Source organism: Streptomyces sp. NPDC045846, from assembly GCF_056431605.1.
In genome coordinates, this window is sequence record NZ_JBWKKJ010000001.1 from 975,675 (window position 1) to 992,811 (window position 17,137).

Annotated in this window: 15 protein-coding genes; 8 read left to right on the forward strand and 7 right to left on the reverse strand. The window is 72.9% G+C overall.

The genetic code is table 11. From position 1 onward, the window contains the following. Positions 1-107 precede the first annotated feature (107 nt). From AC07F3_RS04340 to AC07F3_RS04370, 7 genes are all read left to right on the forward strand, one after another. Positions 108-2,831 (forward strand): helix-turn-helix transcriptional regulator, encoded by a 2,724-nt coding sequence (locus AC07F3_RS04340; protein ID WP_479110624.1) that lies wholly within the window; start codon positions 108-110, stop codon positions 2,829-2,831. Between the two features lie 297 nt (positions 2,832-3,128). Further along, positions 3,129-4,268 (forward strand): HesA/MoeB/ThiF family protein, encoded by a 1,140-nt coding sequence (locus tag AC07F3_RS04345; RefSeq protein WP_479110301.1) that lies wholly within the window; start codon positions 3,129-3,131, stop codon positions 4,266-4,268. Positions 4,269-4,285: 17 nt separating this feature from the next. Continuing rightward, on the forward strand, positions 4,286-5,146 hold the full coding sequence (locus AC07F3_RS04350) for a class I SAM-dependent methyltransferase (protein ID WP_479110302.1): 861 nt from the start codon (positions 4,286-4,288) through the stop codon (positions 5,144-5,146). Beyond that, positions 5,143-6,849 (forward strand): M3 family metallopeptidase, encoded by a 1,707-nt coding sequence (locus AC07F3_RS04355; RefSeq protein WP_479110304.1) that lies wholly within the window; start codon positions 5,143-5,145, stop codon positions 6,847-6,849. The genes AC07F3_RS04350 and AC07F3_RS04355 overlap by 4 nt, the downstream gene beginning before the upstream one ends. After that, entirely contained in the window at positions 6,846-7,640 is a 795-nt protein-coding gene (locus AC07F3_RS04360; protein ID WP_479110305.1) for a DUF3050 domain-containing protein, read from the forward strand. Before AC07F3_RS04355 ends, AC07F3_RS04360 begins: the two co-directional genes overlap by 4 nt. A 9-nt stretch (positions 7,641-7,649) precedes the next feature. Continuing rightward, entirely contained in the window at positions 7,650-8,828 is a 1,179-nt protein-coding gene (locus AC07F3_RS04365) for a CapA family protein (RefSeq protein ID WP_479110307.1), read from the forward strand. 91 nt (positions 8,829-8,919) lie between these two features. Beyond that, positions 8,920-10,566, forward strand: a complete 1,647-nt coding sequence (locus AC07F3_RS04370) for a GMC oxidoreductase (protein ID WP_479110309.1) — start codon at positions 8,920-8,922, stop codon at positions 10,564-10,566. A gap of 43 nt (positions 10,567-10,609) precedes the next feature. Here the strand turns inward: AC07F3_RS04370 and AC07F3_RS04375 are convergent, their stop codons facing one another. Continuing rightward, positions 10,610-11,089, reverse strand: a complete 480-nt coding sequence (locus AC07F3_RS04375) for a carboxymuconolactone decarboxylase family protein (RefSeq protein ID WP_479110310.1) — start codon at positions 11,087-11,089, stop codon at positions 10,610-10,612. Further along, the gene (locus AC07F3_RS04380) at positions 11,086-12,168 is read right to left on the reverse strand and encodes an NAD(P)H-dependent amine dehydrogenase family protein (protein WP_479110312.1); all 1,083 of its coding nucleotides are present in this window, start codon (positions 12,166-12,168) and stop codon (positions 11,086-11,088) included. The genes AC07F3_RS04375 and AC07F3_RS04380 overlap by 4 nt, the downstream gene beginning before the upstream one ends. A gap of 201 nt (positions 12,169-12,369) precedes the next feature. Here AC07F3_RS04380 and AC07F3_RS04385 point away from each other — a divergent pair, with 201 nt between their 5' ends. Then, positions 12,370-13,404 (forward strand): sphingomyelin phosphodiesterase, encoded by a 1,035-nt coding sequence (locus AC07F3_RS04385; RefSeq protein WP_479110314.1) that lies wholly within the window; start codon positions 12,370-12,372, stop codon positions 13,402-13,404. A gap of 20 nt (positions 13,405-13,424) precedes the next feature. On the opposite strand, the gene AC07F3_RS04390 is transcribed toward AC07F3_RS04385, so the two are convergent. From AC07F3_RS04390 to AC07F3_RS04410, 5 genes are all read right to left on the reverse strand, one after another. Beyond that, positions 13,425-14,327: a carbohydrate-binding protein gene (locus tag AC07F3_RS04390; RefSeq protein ID WP_479110316.1), complete on the reverse strand. Its 903-nt coding sequence runs from the start codon at positions 14,325-14,327 to the stop codon at positions 13,425-13,427. A 210-nt stretch (positions 14,328-14,537) separates the two neighbouring features. Beyond that, positions 14,538-15,257 carry a class F sortase gene (locus AC07F3_RS04395; protein ID WP_479110318.1) on the reverse strand — a complete coding sequence of 240 codons (720 nt, stop codon included), beginning with the start codon at positions 15,255-15,257 and terminating at the stop codon, positions 14,538-14,540. Further along, positions 15,244-15,849, reverse strand: coding sequence for a hypothetical protein (locus AC07F3_RS04400; protein WP_479110320.1), 606 nt, complete (start codon positions 15,847-15,849; stop codon positions 15,244-15,246). Before AC07F3_RS04400 ends, AC07F3_RS04395 begins: the two co-directional genes overlap by 14 nt. A 197-nt stretch (positions 15,850-16,046) precedes the next feature. Further along, on the reverse strand, positions 16,047-16,490 hold the full coding sequence (locus AC07F3_RS04405; RefSeq protein WP_479110322.1) for a DUF6294 family protein: 444 nt from the start codon (positions 16,488-16,490) through the stop codon (positions 16,047-16,049). Between the two features lie 24 nt (positions 16,491-16,514). Beyond that, complete coding sequence (locus AC07F3_RS04410) at positions 16,515-16,919, reverse strand: hypothetical protein (RefSeq protein ID WP_479110324.1); 405 nt, start codon at positions 16,917-16,919, stop codon at positions 16,515-16,517. Positions 16,920-17,137: the final 218 nt, after the last annotated feature.

Genomic DNA, 17,137 nt, shown 5'->3' on the forward strand with positions numbered 1-17,137 from the left:
AACACCGGCGCCCCCGCGGCCGTATCCAAGGTGTTGGAACGGGCGTCGCCCGGGCCGCCCGGCGACGCGACGGTGGCGTGTGGGGACGGGGGAAGGCACAAGTGACGATGTCAGCTGAGCCGTTGGCGGGACGGGAACGGGAACGTCACGTTCTGCGCGGGGTGCTGCGGCGCCTCTGCGACGGCGGGGTCCACGCGGTGGAGATCACCGGCGATCCGGGGATGGGCAAGACCCGGCTGCTCGCCGAGCTCGAGCGGATGGCGGGCGCGCTCGGGCGGCCGGTGCTCAGGGGCGCGGCGACGGCGAGCCGCGGGGGACCGTGCGACCTGTTCGGCGCGCTGACCGGCGGCCGTTCGGCCGAGGCCGTGCGCGAGGCCCTTGAGGCGGCCGCGCCGCCGGGGGCGGGGTTGGTGGTCCTGCTCGACAACCTGCACTGGGCCGACGACGCAAGCCTGGCCGTCCTCGACGACCTGCTGCGGCGGCCGCCGGGCACGCCCGTGCTGTTCGCGCTCGCGCACCGCCCCCGGCAGAGCCCGCCCCCGCTGCGCGCGCTGGCGCTGAACGCGTCGTCGGGACCGGTCGGATGGGCGCGCCTCGCGCTCGGCCCGCTCGGCCGGGGCGCGGCCGCCGAACTGCTCGGCGGCGAGCGCGCGGACCTGAACGCGCTGACGCTGCAGGCGGGCGGAAACCCGCTCTACCTGCGGCTCCTGGCGGACGCACGGACAGGCGAGCACGCCCGGGCCACGGGCGAGGAGGCCGCGGCCCGCTTCGAGGCGGAGGTCGGCGCCGAACTGGGCCGGGTCTCCGCGACCGCCCGCCAAGTGGCCCGGGCCGCGGCGGTGGTGGGGGAGACCTTCACCTCCGAACTCGTCGCCGGCGCGGCGGGGCTCGGCGAACTGCCCGCCCTCGCCGCCATCGACGAACTCGTGGCCGAGGACCTGGTGCGGCCGATCGCAGCGCCGCGCGCCTTCGCGTTCCGGCACCCGCTGCTGCGCGACGTGGTCTATCGCGGCGCGCTGCCCGGCTGGCGCGTCGCCGCACACACCGCCGTCGCCACCGCCCTGACGAGCAGTCAGGCCGACCCGGCGGCCCGGGCGCGCCACGTCGAACACGCCGCGCGCCCCGGAGACCGCGAGGCCGTGCGGGTCCTCGCCGAGGCGGCCCATCTGATGCGGCTGCGGCAGCCGGAGAGCGCGCTGCGCTGGCTGCGCACCGCCCTGCGGCTGCTTCCGGCGGACGCCCCGGTGCAGCGCGCCCGCCTCCAGTTCCGCCTCGCCCGGCTGCTCGGCGCGGTCGGCCGGCTCCGCGAGAGCCGCGAACTGCTGCACACGGTGCTCGAAGCGCTGCCCCGCGAACCGGCCGGAGCCTATGCCGAGGCCGTCGCCACCTGCGCCCTGGTCGAGCGGTCGCTCGGGCGGCGCGCCGAGTCCCGCTCGCTGCTCGTCAACGCGCTCCACGGCCCCGTGTCGCACGACACGGCAGCGAGGGGGATCCTCGAATTCGCCCTGGCGGGTGGCGACTTGGCCGAAGGAAGAGCCGGTGACTGTACCGCGCGGACCGAGCGCGCCCTCCAAGAGGCCGAACGGCGCGGCGACCACACGCTCGCCGCGACCGCGCACGGGCTGCTGTCCCTGACCGGGGTGCACACCGGGGCGATCGGCCCGGCCCAGGCCCACTGCGCCTCGGCCGCCACTCTGGTGGACGGTCTCCTCGACGGGCAGCTGGCCGAGCGGCTCGACACGGTGGTGTGGCTCGGCTGGAGCGAGACCATGCTCGGCAGGCCGTGGGCGGCGCTGCGCCACCTGAACCGGGCGCTCGCCCTCGCCCGCGCTACGGGACGCGAGGTGGCCCTGGCCCACCTCCTCGTCGCGCAGTCCTTCGCCGCCCGCTCGTCGGGGCGGCTGGAGGAGGCCGCGGCCGCCGCCGCGGAGGCCGTGGAGACGGCCGCCCGCTGCGGGGCCAAGGACGCCCTCGGCGGGGCCCTGGCCATGGTGTGCCGTACGGCGGTGGCGACCGGGGACGTCGAGGGCGCGCTGCGGGCCGGGACACGGGCGCGCGAGGACGGGGCCGCGGGCGGCGGATGGTTCGGGGCGGTCGCGGCCCGCGCGCTCGCCGAGGCCCGGCTCGCGGCCGACGACACGGACGGCTGCCGCGCCGTGCTGGAGGAGGCGGGCGGTCCGCGGCTGGCCGCGGTGGACGCGTGGTCGAAGGTCGACTGGTGCGAGCTGCTCTGCCGCGCGGCCCTGGCCGAAGGCGGCCTTGACGCCGCCCGCCGGTGGGCCGGGCGGGCCGTCGCCGCGGCGCGGCCGCTCGGGCTGCCCGGACGCACCGGCCTCGCCGAGCTCGCCCTGGCCCAGGTGCGCGCCGCCGAGCGGCCCGAGAGCGGGTACGCGAACGCGGCGGCCGCCTACGACGGGCTCGCGGCGGTCGGTCAGGTCATCGACGCCGGACGGGCCCGCCTGGCGGCCGCCGGCGCGCTCGCCGCGCGCGGGGAGCGGCGCCGGGCCGTCACCGAACTGGCCGCGGCGCAGCGCACGTTCGCGACCTGCGGGGCCCGGGCGCTGGCCCGCAGCGCGTCGACCGAGCGGCGCAGGATCGCCGCGCGGCCGCCGCGGGACGCCGAGCGGCCCGGCGCCCTCGCGTCGCTCACCCGCCGCGAGGGCGAGGTGGCGGCCCTGGTCAGCGAGGGATTGACGAACCGTCAGATCGCTCAGCGGCTCCAGGTGACCGAGAAGACCGTCCAGATGCATCTGTCCAACGCCTTCACCAAGCTCGGTGTGCCCTCCCGCGCCGCTCTGGCCAGCGCCGTCGTGCGCGCGGCCCTCGCCTGAGCGGCGCCGTACCTGGGGTATGTGCCAATACCCCCGGCCCCCGGTCGGCCCGCACGCTGGATCCGTCCAGCCGCACACCGACTCCAGGGAGGTGAAAGACCATGTCGATCGTCTTCAAGACCCGCAAGACGAGCATCGCCGGCCGCGCCGTGGCCACCTGATGCACCGATCGCGGGCGCGCGGAACTCCTTCGCGCGCCCGCCCCGGCGGCCGGGCACCTCCCGCCCGGCCCCCGGTCCCCAGCGAGGAACAGCGCACCCGTCCACACCAGACCGAGTCACAACGGGGGGCGGCACCATGCCGCAGAACCAGCCCAAGCCACGGATCAAACCGACCCTGCCCGTGTACCGCGTGGCGGACCAGATCTACATCCAGCTGCCCGGGAAGTGCCTGGAGCTGGCCGACGCGGACGGAGCCGTCGAGCAGTTCGCCGGCCTGCTCGACGGGACCCGGACCGTCGCCGAGGTGCACCGCGACCTCCGGGCGGCCGGACGCGACATCAGCGCGGCCGAAGTCGCCTCGGGCGTCGCCGAGTTCGACCGGGCGGGCCTCCTGGAGGACGGCGCGGCGCGGACCGGCCTCGACGACCACGACCTCGAACGCTGGAAGCGCAACCTCGGCTTCCTGGAGAACTACAGCGACCTGGCGACGAGCAAGTACGAACTCCAGCGCAAGCTGCGCGACTACCGCGTCGTCCTGCTCGGCCTCGGCGGGGTGGGCAGCCACATGCTGTACGACCTCGTCGGGCTCGGGGTGCGCGACATCCGGGTGGTGGACTTCGACACCGTGGAGCTGTCCAACCTCAACCGGCAGATCCTCTACCGCGAGAGCGACCTCGGCCGGGCGAAGATCGAGGTGGCCGCCGAGCGGATCCGCGCCTACGACCCGCTCGTGAAGCTGGACACCCGGGCCACCTACATCGGCTGCCCCGACGAGGCGTTCGCCGTCGTCGAGGGCCGCGAACTCGTCCTGTCCGCCGTCGACATGCCCAAGATGCAGGTCGTTAACTGGATCAACCAGGCGTGCGTCAGGGCCGGAGCGACCCTGATCACCGGCGGCGTGGACAGCCGTCGCATCGCGTACTACACCATGATCCCCGGCGTGACCGGCTGTGTGGAGTGCTGGAAGGCTGACGTCGCCGAGAACGACCGGTTCTCGGCCGACCTGGCGGCCAAGAAGACCGAGTGGGCCGACGCCACCACCGAGCCCCGCTTCCCCGAGGACATGTCGGCGTTCGGCGCGCTGGTCACCCTCTACACGGCGCACGTCCTCGCCGAGGTCGTCCGCCTCGCCACCGGCATCGCGCCGCCGCTGTCCCAGGGCCGCCTGATCGAGGTCTTCTTCGACGACGGGTTGCCCCGCGAGTCCGAGCGGTGGAGCCGCCGGCCCGACTGCCCCGTCTGCGCCCGCCCCCGCGCCCCGCGCGCGGCGGCCTGACCGGGGGAGGGGCCGCCATGCGTACGGCACGCGTCACCACCCTGGCGCCCACGGACGCGGAGCACTGCATCGATCGCAACCGCGAACTGTGGGAGCACTGGACCGGGTTCCACGTCGGGAGTGACCACTACGACGTCAAGGGCTTCCTGGCGGGTCGCAGCACCCTTCAGCCCTTCGAGGCGGAGGAGGTGGGGGAGGTGGCGGGACGCTCACTGATCCACCTCCAGTGCCACTTCGGCCTCGACACCCTCAGCTGGGCGCGCCGCGGCGCCCGCGCCACCGGCGTCGACTTCTCCCCGCAGGCCATCGCCCAGGCGAGGGAACTGGCCCGCGCGGCTGGTGTCCCGGCGGAGTTCCTGTGCCGTGAGGTGTACGAACTGCCCGCGGAGCTCGACGGCCGCTTCGACATCGTGTACGTGTCGTTCGGCTCGGTCGTCTGGCTGCCGGACATCGCCCGCTGGGCCCGCGCGGCGGCCCGCCTCCTGGCGCCCGGCGGCGTCCTGTACGTCGCCGAGTACCACCCCGTGGTGCACACCCTGGACTTCGACGACGCCACGCGGGGACCTGTACTGCGCTACCCGTACTTCGACCGGGACCGACCGATCGCGCACGAGCTGGGGGGCACCTACGCCGACTCCGCCGACGACGTCACCGAGTCCGGCTACACCTGGGCCCACTCGCTCGGCGCCATCGTCACCAGCGTGCTCGACGCCGGGCTGCGGCTCGACTTCCTGCACGAGTTCCCCTCGGTCTGGTTCCCGGTGCTGCCCTATCTGGAGCGGCGGGCGGACGGCCGGTACTGGCTGCCCGAGCGGGTCGAGGGCGAACTGCCCCTGCTGTTCTCGCTGCGCGCGACCCGGCCCGAGGTGCGGCCGTGAGGTGGGACCTGGCCGCCCTGGCCCCGCCGCCGACCGGTCAGGCGGTCGCCGCCCGGGCCAGGGGCTGCGCCGAGCGCTGGCGCGGCCGGGTCGGCGGCCTCGGCCCGCGTGACCTGGCCCGTCTGCTCGCCGAACTCGGCCACACCCGCGCGGGGTTGACGCACCTGGTGGCGTACGCGTCGCTGCACCAGGCCCTCGACGTCCACGGCGAGCGCGGCGCGGAGCTCGCCCTCGCGTCCGAGGCCGCCGCCGAGGCCGTCGAGCGGGCGGTGGGGTTCTTCGAGGAGGAGTGGCGCGACCTGCCCGAGGAGCGCGTGGCCGATCTGCTCCTGGCCCCCGCCCTCGCCCCCTACCGCCATCTGCTGCGCACCGTACGGCGGGCGGGCGCGCATCTGCTGGCACCGGGGCAGGAGGCGGCCCTCGCCGCCCGTGAGCCGGCGGCGCAGGCCTGGGCGCTGCTGTACGACCGGCTCCAGTCGCCGCTGGACGAGGCCTGGGGCGACCTCGCGCACGCGGACGCCGACGTCCGGCGGTCCGCCCACGACGTGCTGGTGCGCGGCCTGGAACGGAACGCCGCCACCCTCGCCCTCGCCTACGACACGCTGGTCGCCGACCGGCTGGCCGTGGACGCGCTGCGGGGGCTGCCCGGCCCGCGGGCGATGAGCGACTTCGAGAACTGCCTCGACACCGCGGAGGTCGACGGCATGCTCGCCGAGATCACCGCCCAACACGGCCTGGCGCAAAGGTGGTTGGGGCACAAGGCACGGCTCTTCGGGGGCGGGCCGCTGGCCCCCTGGGACGAACGGGCGCCGCTCCTCGCGGACGTCCGCGTCGACCTCGCGTCCGCCGTCGACACCGTCCTCGCCGCGTTCGCGAGGATCTCACCGGAGTTCGCCACGACCGCCCGGCGGATCGTGGAGGCCGGCCGCGTCGACGCGGTGCCCCGGGCGGGGCGGGTGTCGCGCACCTTCTCGCTGCCCGTCCCCTCCGAGCGGACCTGCTTCGTCCTGGTCGGCTTCGACGGCCGGCCCGGCGACGTCCTGGACCTGGCCCACGAACTGGGCCACGCGGCCGCCTTCACACTGGCCGCCGAAGCGCAGCCGACGCTCGTCTTCGACGCCCCGACCGCCCTCGGTGAGGTGCCCGCCTGCTTCGCCGAACTGGCCGTCCTCGACCTCATGGCCACCGAGGGGGACGCCGAGCGGGCGGCCCGCGCGGCCGAACACTGGGTGGACCGCTGCGTGACGACCGTGTTCCGGCAGGCCGTGATCACCTCCTTCGAGCAGTCGGCGTACGACCTGCGGCGCGCGGGCCGGGCCCTGGACGCCGGGCTGCTCGGCGACCTCTGGCAGGGGGCGCACCGGGAGTGCTACGGCGACGCCCTCACCCTGGGCAGGCTGCACCGGCTCGGCTGGATGTGCATTCCCCACCTGTTCCGGAGCCGCTTCTACAACTACGCGTACGCCTACGCCGGGCTCGCCGCGGTGGGCCTGCACGAACTGCGCGGGCACGATCCCGCGGCGTTCGGGCGGGACTTCACCGCCTTCCTGCGCACCGGCGGCAGCGCCCCGCCGCACGAACAGCTGGCCCGTCTTGGCCTGCGGACCGACGACGCGGAGACCTGGCGCTCGGCGCTCGGCCTCATCCGCGCCCGTCTCGACACCCTCACACCGTCCCGACCGCTGCACCGGAGTGAAACATGACGAACGACCGTTACCAGTGGAACCGCACGCACCCCGGGCTTACCCGGCTGAACGAGGCGATCGCCGCCGAGCGGACGCTGATCGTGAACCACCCCATGTACCCCCGGCTCGACCGGCTCGACCGGATCCGGGTGTTCCTCGAGCACCACGTGTTCGCGGTGTGGGACTTCATGTCCCTGCTCAAGAGCCTCCAGCGCGAGCTCACCTGTGTGAGCGTGCCGTGGGTCCCGCAGGGTCCGCCGACCAGCCGGCGCCTGATCAACGACATCGTGCTGACCGAGGAGAGCGACGAGGTGGGGAGCGGCTACCTGAGCCACTTCGAGCTCTATCTGCGCGCGATGGACGAGGCGGGCGCCGACACCGCGCCGATCCGCTCCTTCCTGGACCACCTCACGGCGGGCACGGCCGTTCGCGAGGCGCTCAAGCTCGCCGGGGCACCGCAGGCCGCCGCCGACTTCGTCGAGGAGACCTGGGGCATCATCGAGTCCGCGCCGGTGCACGCCCGGGCGGCCGCCTTCGCCTTCGGCCGCGAGGACCTCATCCCCGACATGTTCGAACGCGTCCTGCGGATCGAGGGCGCCCAACGTCAACTCGCCGCGTTCAAGGACTACTTGGTCCGCCACATCGACATCGACGGGGAGCAGCACACCCCGATGGCCATGCAGATGCTGATCGACCTGTGCGGCCAGGAGGAGGCCAAGTGGGAGGAGTGCGCGGCCGCCGTGCGCCGCGCCCTGGCCGCCCGCCACACGCTGTGGAACGCCGTGGCCGACCGTGCCGCACGGATCTGAGGGGACGCCGTGAGGGCCGTCAGGACCATCGCCGCGGTCGGCGACGTGCTCGTCGACCGCGCGCGGCCGGAGCGGGCGCTGGAAGGGGTGGCGCCCGTCCTGGAGGCCGCCGACCTCGTCTTCGGCAACTTCGAGGGCGTACTGACCGACCGGCACTCCCCGCTCCCGGGCATGACGGCCTCGACCGTGGTGGCGACCGCGAACGCCGCGCCGCTGTCGGCGTTCGACGTGATGTCGGTGGCCAACAACCACGCCATGGACGCCGGCCGGGGCGGTCTGGACGACACCCTCGCCACCCTGAGGGCGCGGGGCGTCGAGCCGGTCGGTGCGGGCGCCTCGCTGGCCGAAGCGCTCGCACCGGCCGTCGTGCGGGTGGGCGGGATCCGGGTCGCCGTGGTGGCCTGCACGTCGGTGCTGCCCGTGAACACCCAGGCGGGCCCGGCGGCAGCGGGGGTGGCGCCGCTGCGCGCCGAGGACTGCTACGCCGCACCGCTGCCCGGACACGTGTGTCCCGGGCTGCCCGCCAAGGTCGTGTCGGTCCTCGACGAGGGCGACTGGGCGCGCGTCGAGAAGGCCGTGGTGCGAGCCCGCGCGCAGGCCGATCTGGTGGTGGTGAGCGTGCACTGGGGTGACCACACCCGGCCGTGGGTGCTCACCGATCACGAGCGCCTGTGCGCCGAGCTCCTGGCGGGAGCCGGCGCCGATCTCGTCCTGGGCCACCACCAGCACCTGTTCAAGGGGGCCGGGTTCGTCGACGGGACACCGGTGTTCTACGGGCTGGGTCACATCGTCTTCGACATGCCCCGCTTCCCCGACGACCTGCGTGCGCTCGGCGTCGACGTGGACCGGGCCGCTCCGCGCGAGCTGGCGGAGGCGTTCGGCGAGTACGGGTTCTACCCGCGTCCGGGAAGTCCGGATTTCCCCTTCCATCCGAGCGCCCGGATCACCGCTGTGGCGATCGTGGAATGCGACGGCGACGGCGACGGCATCGGGCGGTGCGGGCTGGTGCCGTGTTTCATCGGCGTCGACGGTGTGGCCCGGCCGGTACGGCGCGGGGGTGCCCGCTGGGAGGAGGTCGTCGCCCGGCTGACGGCGTGCATGTCCCGGGCGGGGCTCGCCACGGCGGTGCTCGACCGCGGGGAGACCTTCGGGGGAGCGGCGCTGCTCGCGCTGGAGGAGGGCCGGTAATCGGCCACAAATTACCTATCGGTATGTAGTGACTTATCAGGCAAGCGCCAGTAGAACCTGTTCTCACTCCATCGAGAGTGAGGAATGTCACATGAGTGACACTACCATGCAATCTCCGGGTTCCCAGGGTGTTTCGCGGCGAAGATTCATCGCTGGAACAGGTTCTATTCTCGGGGCGGCCGCTCTTCTCGGTCACGCCTCCGCCGCCCACGCGGCGACCGCCGCCTCCGCCGCCCGGATCGGTGACGGCGCCCACGTTCCGGCCCTCGTGATCGGCACCGGCTACGGCGGCTCGGTCGCCGCCCTGCGCCTCGCCCAGGCGGGCGTCGACGTGCAGATGATCGAGATGGGCATGGCCTGGGACACCCCGGGCCCGGACGGCAAGATCTTCTGCAACACCACCGCGCCGGACTACCGCTCCTACTGGCTGCGCACCAAGACCAAGCAGCCGCTGAGCAACTTCTTCGGCATCCCGATCGACAAGGACATTCCCCGGTACACGGGGATCCTGGACGCCGAGGACTTCAGCGGCATCACCGTCTACCAGGGCCGCGGCGTGGGCGGCGGTTCGCTGGTCAACGGCGGCATGGCCGTCACGCCCAAGCGCGAGAACTTCGGGGCCATCCTCCCGTCGGTCAACCCCGACGAGATGTACAACACCTACTACCCGCGCGCCAACGCCGGGCTCGGTTCGGGTCTCATCGACCCCGCCTGGTTCGACACCGTGGACTGCTACCAGTTCGCGCGCGTCGGCCGCAAGCAGGCCCAGCGCTCCGGCTTCCCCTTCCAGTTCGTCCCCGACGTGTACGACTGGGACTACATGAAGCAGGAGGCGGCCGGCACGGTGCCCAAGTCGGCCGTCGCCGGCGAGATCCTGTACGGCAACAACTACGGCAAGAAGTCGCTGCAGAAGACCTATCTGGCCCGGGCGAGGTCGACCGGCCGGGTCACCATCTCCCCCCTGCACCGGGTCACTTCGGTCGCCCCCGGCCCGGGCGGCGGGTACACGGTGGTCATCGAGCAGCTCAACACCAACTGCGACGTCACGGCCACCAAGACGGTCACCTCGGACAAGGTCTTCTTCGCGGCCGGCAGCGTCGGAACCAGCAAGCTCCTGGTGAAGCTGAAGGCCACCGGCGCCCTCCCGCGGCTCAACGGCGAGGTGGGCCGGGGCTGGGGCGACAACGGCAACGTCATGTGCGGCCGCGCCAACTACCTGTGGGACCCCACCGGAACGGTCCAGGCGGCCATTCCGTGCGGCGGCATCGACAACTGGACCGCCGGAGGCGCCTTCGCCGAGGTCGCGCCGCTGCCCACCGGCATCGAGACGTACGCCTCCTTCTACCTGTCGATCACCAAGAACCCCAACCGCGGCACCTTCTCCTGGAACCCCGCGACCGGAGGCGTCGACCTGGACTGGCAGACCGCCTGGAAGCAGGCGTCCATCGACATGGCCAAGACGATCTTCGACAAGATCAACGCGACGGAGGGCACGATCTACCGCACCGACCTGTTCGGCGCCTACAAGATCTGGAACGACACCCTGACCTACCACCCGCTGGGCGGCGCGGTCCTGAACAGGGCGACCGACAACTACGGCCGTCTGTACGGCTATCCGGGCCTGTACGTCATCGACGGCTCGCTCATCCCGGGCAACACCAGTGTCAATCCGTTCGTCACCATCACGGCGCTCGCCGAACGGAACATCGAGAAGATCATCGCCGCCGATCTCACGTGACGGCGCGAACGCGGGGCCGCCCGGGACGCCGGGCGGCCCCCTTTCAGTGCGTGGGCAGCACGCACACGGAGTCGAGGCCGAGCACGTGGTTGAGCCGGCCGAACGCGAGCCAGGAACCGATGCTCATGCTCAGCTCCACGATCTCGGCCTGGCTGTAGTGCGCGGTCATCCGGCCCCAGAACTCCTCGTCGAGGCCGTGGTGGTCGAGGGCGTAGCGCTCGGCGTACTCGGCGGCGAGCCGGGTGCGGTCGTCGAAGGCGTCGGTGGTGCGCCACTCGGTGACCGCGTCCATGAAGGTCTCCTCGACCTTCTCGCCGTCCCGGTCCGTGCGCCAGTCCAGGCAGAACCGGCAGCCGTTGATCTGCGCGATCCGCAGCCGCGCGGCCTCGAACTCGCGCAGTCCCAGCGTCGTATGGGTGTACACGGACAGGGAGAAGTTCGCGGCGGCCATGCCGATGCCGGGGACCATGTCGCCCCACACGTACCCGATCGGCTCCTGGCCCTCGGGGATGTCGATCCTCATCGTTGCTTCCTTCCGAGTCTGCCGACTGCCGGGCGCAGCGGGACGTCGAGCGCGTCGTAGAGTCCGGGCCCCGCCGTCACCAGCCAGTCGATGGCGTTCACCAGGCGGCCGACCGCGGTGGCGTTCCCGCCCGCGGAGCGGTTCTCGCCCTCGTCACTCGCCTCCACGGTGACCTCGATGCGCGGGCGGCCCTCGATGACGACCCGGTGCGCGCCGTCACCGCCGCCGGGCGGCACCGGCCAGTCCGGGGCGCAGGAGGGGTGGATGCGGGTGACGTGCTCGATGACGATGCGGGCCTCGCCCTCGACGATGCCCTGCACCTCGAACCGCACCGCGCCCTGGGTGCCCGCGTCGAAGGTGCCCATCGTGCGGGTGCTCACCGTCGTGTCGAGCGCGCGGCGGTGCATGGTCTCGCGGATCTCGTCGAGTTCAACGCCCAACGCCCGTGCCATCAGGCGGAGTTGTCCGCCCCAGACCATGGTCGGTACGGACGGGGCGAGCATCAGGGGCTCGTAGTCCATGGGCTGCCCCATGCCGACCAGGTACCGGACCGACTCCTCTTGTTCATACGTGGAGTAGTCGAAGATCTCCTGGCAGCGGATCGCGTCCACGGTGGTGCCGAGCCCGCTGATCAGCAGCGGCAGGACGTCGTTGCCCCAGCCCGGGTCGACGCCCGAGACGAACAGCGACCCGCCGCCCTCGGCGACGGCGGCGAGCACCGGGTCGCGGAACTCCGGCGGGGCGCCGCGGTGGTCGTAGAGCGGGTACAGGGCCGGGGTGACCACCACGGCTCCCGTTCCCACGGCGCGTACGACGTCGGCCAGGGCCTCGTCGGGCCGGATGTCGCCGGACGCCGCGTACACCACGGCCCGGGGGCGGGCGGCGAGCACCTCGGCGGCGTCGTCGGTCGCGAGGACGCCCAACCGGCCGTCGAGACCGGCCAGTTCGGCGGCGTCGCGGCCGACCTTGGCCGGGTCGTGGACCAGGACGGCGGTGAGTTCCAGCGCCGGATGCGCCTCGACGGCACGTATCGCCGCACGGCCGACATTGCCGGTACCCCAGACAACCGTGGAAATCATGCGCGGAGGGTAGCGAGACGGACGTGAGGTTCCTAGTGCCGTGCGGGGAAAAGCTGCCCGGGGCGCGCGGCGGGCGGCCGTGCGGTGATCACCGGGACATCGCGCCGCCATGGAATGATCAGCCGCAGTTCTTCCGGATGTACTCGTCGGTAGCTACAGTTCCGCCGTCCCCACCGCTGAGCGACCATCAGGAGCCTCCCCATGCGCGTGCCCCGCACCGCCTCCGCCCTCACCGCCCTCACCGCAGCGGCCGCCCTGGCCGGGGGCTCGGTACTGCTCGCCCCCGCGGCCGGCGCCGCCGACGGCGCCCCCACGCTGTCCGTCTTCGCGTGGAACGTCGACCTGGGCGCCGCGATCGTCGACTCGACGCAGAACGAGAAGGCCGCCCAGCGCACCCCGGTCGTCGAGTCGATCATCCGGCAGCACAGCGCGGACGTGGTGATCCTGGACGAGCTGTTCAACCACGCCTCCACCGACGACATATCCGCCAAGCTCGCCGACCTCTACCCCTACCGCACGCCGGTCGTGGGCCAGACGTGTTCGGGCGGCGGCTGGAACGGTGTGAGCGGCAACTGCTCCAGCTCGTGGTTCGTGATCAACGGCGGCACGATGATCCTTTCCAAGTACCCCATCACCGCCCAGTACGCGCACGTCTTCAGCAACTCCACGTCCGGGACCTGGGACTACAACGCCAACAAGGGCGCGGCCCTCGCGCAGATCGACAAGAATGGCACCAAGACCTGGGTGGTCGGCACGCACCTCCAGGCCGACCAGTCCAACACCGCCACCGACACCACCCAGGCCACCCGGCTGCGCCAGCTCGGCGAGATCCGCGACTGGACCAACGGCATCGTGGGCTCCTCGGCCCCGGTCCTGTTCGGAGGTGACCTCAACGTCGAGTACACGCACGGCCAGGCGCGCGGCGACTTCGCCAACGCCCAGAGCGCGGTGGGCGGCGCCCTGAACACCCCGGCCGCCGGGACCTCGCCGACCACCATGGACTGCTCGGTGTCGGCCTGGTGCCAGTACATGGCCGACGTCGAGACCTTCCCCAAGGACTACCGCGACAACCTGGACTACCTCGGGTACCTGAACGCGCCCGGCCGCCCGGTTCCCTCCGCCCTGCCCGCCGTCACGTCCGACTTCGACCCGCAGGCGGGCTGGGCCCCCGGTCAGCTGGACACCCGCTCGCCCAGCGACCACTACCCCGTGGAGGCGACCTTCCGGCTCGGCTGAGCCCGGCCGCCCGCCGACGGCTACTGGCGTACCGTCCAGTGGTCGTCGGCGCCCGCTTGGACGAAGTTCAGGGACGGGCACAGGAAGTCCTGGCCGGAGGGGTTCTGATCGGTCCAGGGCGAGTCGGACGGACTCGCGGGCTTCCAGACGCCGTTGTGGCGCAGCTCTATGGCGCTGCTGTCGAAGACGGTGGTGCGGGCCTCGGTGCAGTAGTAGCCCACGCCGGTCGACGGGTTCACGCTCGCGTATATCTCGAACATGTCCCAGCCGTGGTCGAGCCCGCTCTGGTCCTGGCCGGACTGGCGGTAGAGCAACTCCCACTGGGCCGAGCGGTAGTTGTAGAGATAGGACGACCAGCTGTTGGTGGACGCGCTGTCGCGGACGAGCTGGACGCTGTAGGCGAGTTCGTCTCCGGCGGGCCGGGTGTACTTCGCCTTGAAGGCCGCGTCGACGGCGACCGTTTTGGCGGGACCGCCCGCCCCGCACCAGTCCCAGGCCCATATCTCGTTGCCGCTGTTCCAGTAGGCGGTGACCACCTCCATGCACGAGTTCTGGGCCTTGGTGGTCGGAGCGTAGGTGAAGTTGTCGGCGTCGCTCACCCGGTAGGACGGGTCCACGGTGTGGGTCGCGGTGATGCCGTCGTGGGTGCCCGGCTGGGGGAAGACGCCCCACCAGTTGTGCGTGGGCTCGGCCTGGTTCCTGCGGAACGAGGCGTCGCGGCCCTTCTTGAGCGCCGCCACGGCACGGTCCCGCGCGGGGTCGTGGCCCGGCGTGCGGACCCCGGAGACCGTGCCGCGGTGCGGGGCGTCCGGGGCGGGGGTGCGGGCGGGACGGGCGGTGGCGGGCTGCGCGCTTTGCACCGGGGCGAGCCCGGCGGTGGCCGCGAGGAAGGCGGCGGCCAGGACGGTTCTGCGGCGTTTCATGTGGCTCCTCCAGGACCGTGCGTCAGGGATGTGACGAGGGTGGGGGGTGGAGCACGGCTCCCGGCCGCGCGGGTGGGGCGGCGCGGGAGTCGGATGAGCGACTAGTAATGTCCATGTCATTGACAGGAGTGTCAATAGCCACGGAACGTCACCGGAACGCCAAGGGGCGCTTTCCGGCCGCCCGTTGGGGCGGTCGCGGAAGAGGCCCGGTCACGCCCGGTGGGCGGCGGGCGCGCGGACCTGGGTGAGGTGGGCGAAGACGACGAGGTTGCTCTCGTACCCGCTCTTCGCGTGGAACCGCCCGCCGCAGGTGATGAGCCGCAGCTCCGGCCGGCCCGTTCCGCCGTACACCTCCTGGTCGGGAAAGTGCGTCTTCTCGTACGTCCTGACCCTGTCCACCGTGTACACGGCGATCCGGCCGTCGGTGCGGCGGGCCTCGACCGACCGGCCCGGGCGCAGCGCCCTGAGGCCCGCGAAGACGGCGGGCCCGGTCCGGGTGTCGAGATGGCCGATGGCCACGGCGGTTCCCGACTCCCCGGGGGACGGCCCGCCCCGGTACCAGCCCACCACCTTGGGGTCGTCCACCGGCGGCGTGCTGAGGTGCCGCTGGCCGTCCAGGTCCAGCGCGACGACCGGCGCCTCGATGCCGAGGTGGGGCACCGCGAGCGACACCGCGGGCGACGGCGGCAGGGGCCGCGGGGGTGTCGCGGGCCGCGGGGAGGCCGCGCCCCGGCTGTCCCCCGCGGGCGCGTGCGCCGCCGCGCCGAACCGCGGCCCGGAGGCGACGGCGGGCGCGGGTACGGCCTGGTCGTCGCTCTGCGCCCACCAGACGCCGCCCGCCACCAGGGACGCGGCCAGCGCCGCCGTCCTCGTCAGGCGGTAGGCGCGCGTCCGGTGCCGGGCGGTGGAGGCGCGTCTACGCTGCGCCATCGGGGCGGCGGCGCAGGCGGCGGATGTAGAGCACCCCGGCGACCGAGACCAGCCCCACCCCCGCCACGGCTCCGGCCTGCGGGACGCCCGGAGTCTCGGCGAGACCGCCGCCGCCCGCGGGCACCCCGCCCTGCGGTGTGCTGCCGGACCTCGCGGAGGTGGGCGTGCAGTCGACCTTGAACACCTTCTGCTTGCCCGCGCCGTTGCCGCCGGTGATGTTCCAGACGAGCTTGTACTGCCCGTCGGGGAGAGTGAGCGGCGCGGTGTGCCCGAGCCCGGTGGCGAGCTGGATGCTGCCGGACAGGGTGGCGCCGCCCGCTCTGGCGGGCTGGGGGGAGATGGTCCAGGTGATGCCCTGGGCGACGTCGAAGTTGAAGGCGTCGAGGTAGAAACCGCAGACCTTCGGTTCGTTGCGCTGGTCGGTGAAGGCCGTGCCCAACGCGTGGATCTTGATGTCGCCGTTGTCGCCGGGAGCGGCGGAGGCGGTCGGCGCGCCGATGACGGAGGCTCCCGCGGCGGCGAGCGCCGCGAGGGCGAGGAGCCGCTTGCGCGGCGGGCTGGGGAGGGCGGGGAGTGCTGCTGGGGCGGGCATGTGCGTTCCTCTGGTTCGGAAGATTGTCATACAAAGCGGAGCTCTGTCCGACTCCCTTTCATGTCCGCCCACCCTCGTGCCCGCGCCCCGCCGTGGAACCCGCCGGATATCACCCGTCCGCCCCAACGCGGCGCGGCGGAACGCGCGAAAGCGGCGCTGTGCTCCGGGGAGCACAGCGCCGCCGGCCGGTGCGGGGCTCAGCACTCCGAGTGCTGGACGACCCGCGAGATGGCGTTGTAGACGCTCGGTTCGAACGTGCCGTGCACGGTGTAGTCGTGGTGTTTGCTCGGCCACATGGTCGGGCTGTTGAACGTCCCGGTGGTGTACATCGTCCGGCCCGACGCGTCGTTCAGCTTGAACCGTGAGCGCCAGATGTCACCGCTGAAGGTGCGCGTGGTCCAGGTCGTCGCGCTGAACGTCAGTTTCCCGTCGGCGTAGAGCTGGAGGTGGCCGCCGGTCTGGTGGCAGTCACCGACGCTCAGGTCGTCCCAGGTGAACCACTTGTAGCTGGGCGCAGTCCCCGAACGGACGGCGCCTCCCTGGGTGTCGGCCGAGGCAGTCCCCGGGTTCAGGGTGAGGACGGTGGCGCCGACGGCGGCCGCCGAGATGAGCACTCTGCATGCCCGTCGCAGAACTTTCATGGTGCAACTCCCTTGTGTCCGGCACTAGTTGGAGCCGAAGGAGACACTGCGGGCGGGCAGGGGCGGGGGCCCCGTCTCGTCCCAGCTGCCGCCCACTCCCACGATCGCGAGGAGCTGGGAGCAGCCGCCGTCCGCGTAGACGAACGCCGTGGCGTCCGTGTCGTTGGCCGCGTGTGACGCGCCGCCCTCCAGCGCCAGGCACACCCCCGTGGGCGGGGCGAAGAGCGCCGTCTGCGTCCCGGTGTCGAAGCGGATGTACGGGAACTGTCCGTCGGCGGCCCGGGCGTTGAACGGCAGCAGGGCGATCAGGGCGAGCGCCCCGCCCAGTACCGTTCCCAGGCGCCGCACGGGCGCTCCGCGCACCACCGGCCCGCGCCCGATCCTGAGTGTGGTCTCCGTGGTCTTCGCGCCCCTCTCGGTCTTCTTCATGGCGTTCCATGGCGTGAGTCGCCTGTGCATGAGCACGCACCCCCTCGTGGCCCTTCGATGGTTGTCCCGGGGAAATGCCGGGGGCAACCGCTCGAAAGAAGCGAAGGGAGCGATGGCCCGGTCGGTGCGCGCTGCGCCGTACGGGTGACGCCGGGTGGCGGCCGCTTCCGGCGCCCGTCGCACTGGGGGAGCCTCAAGGTGCAGCGCCACACGGGGAG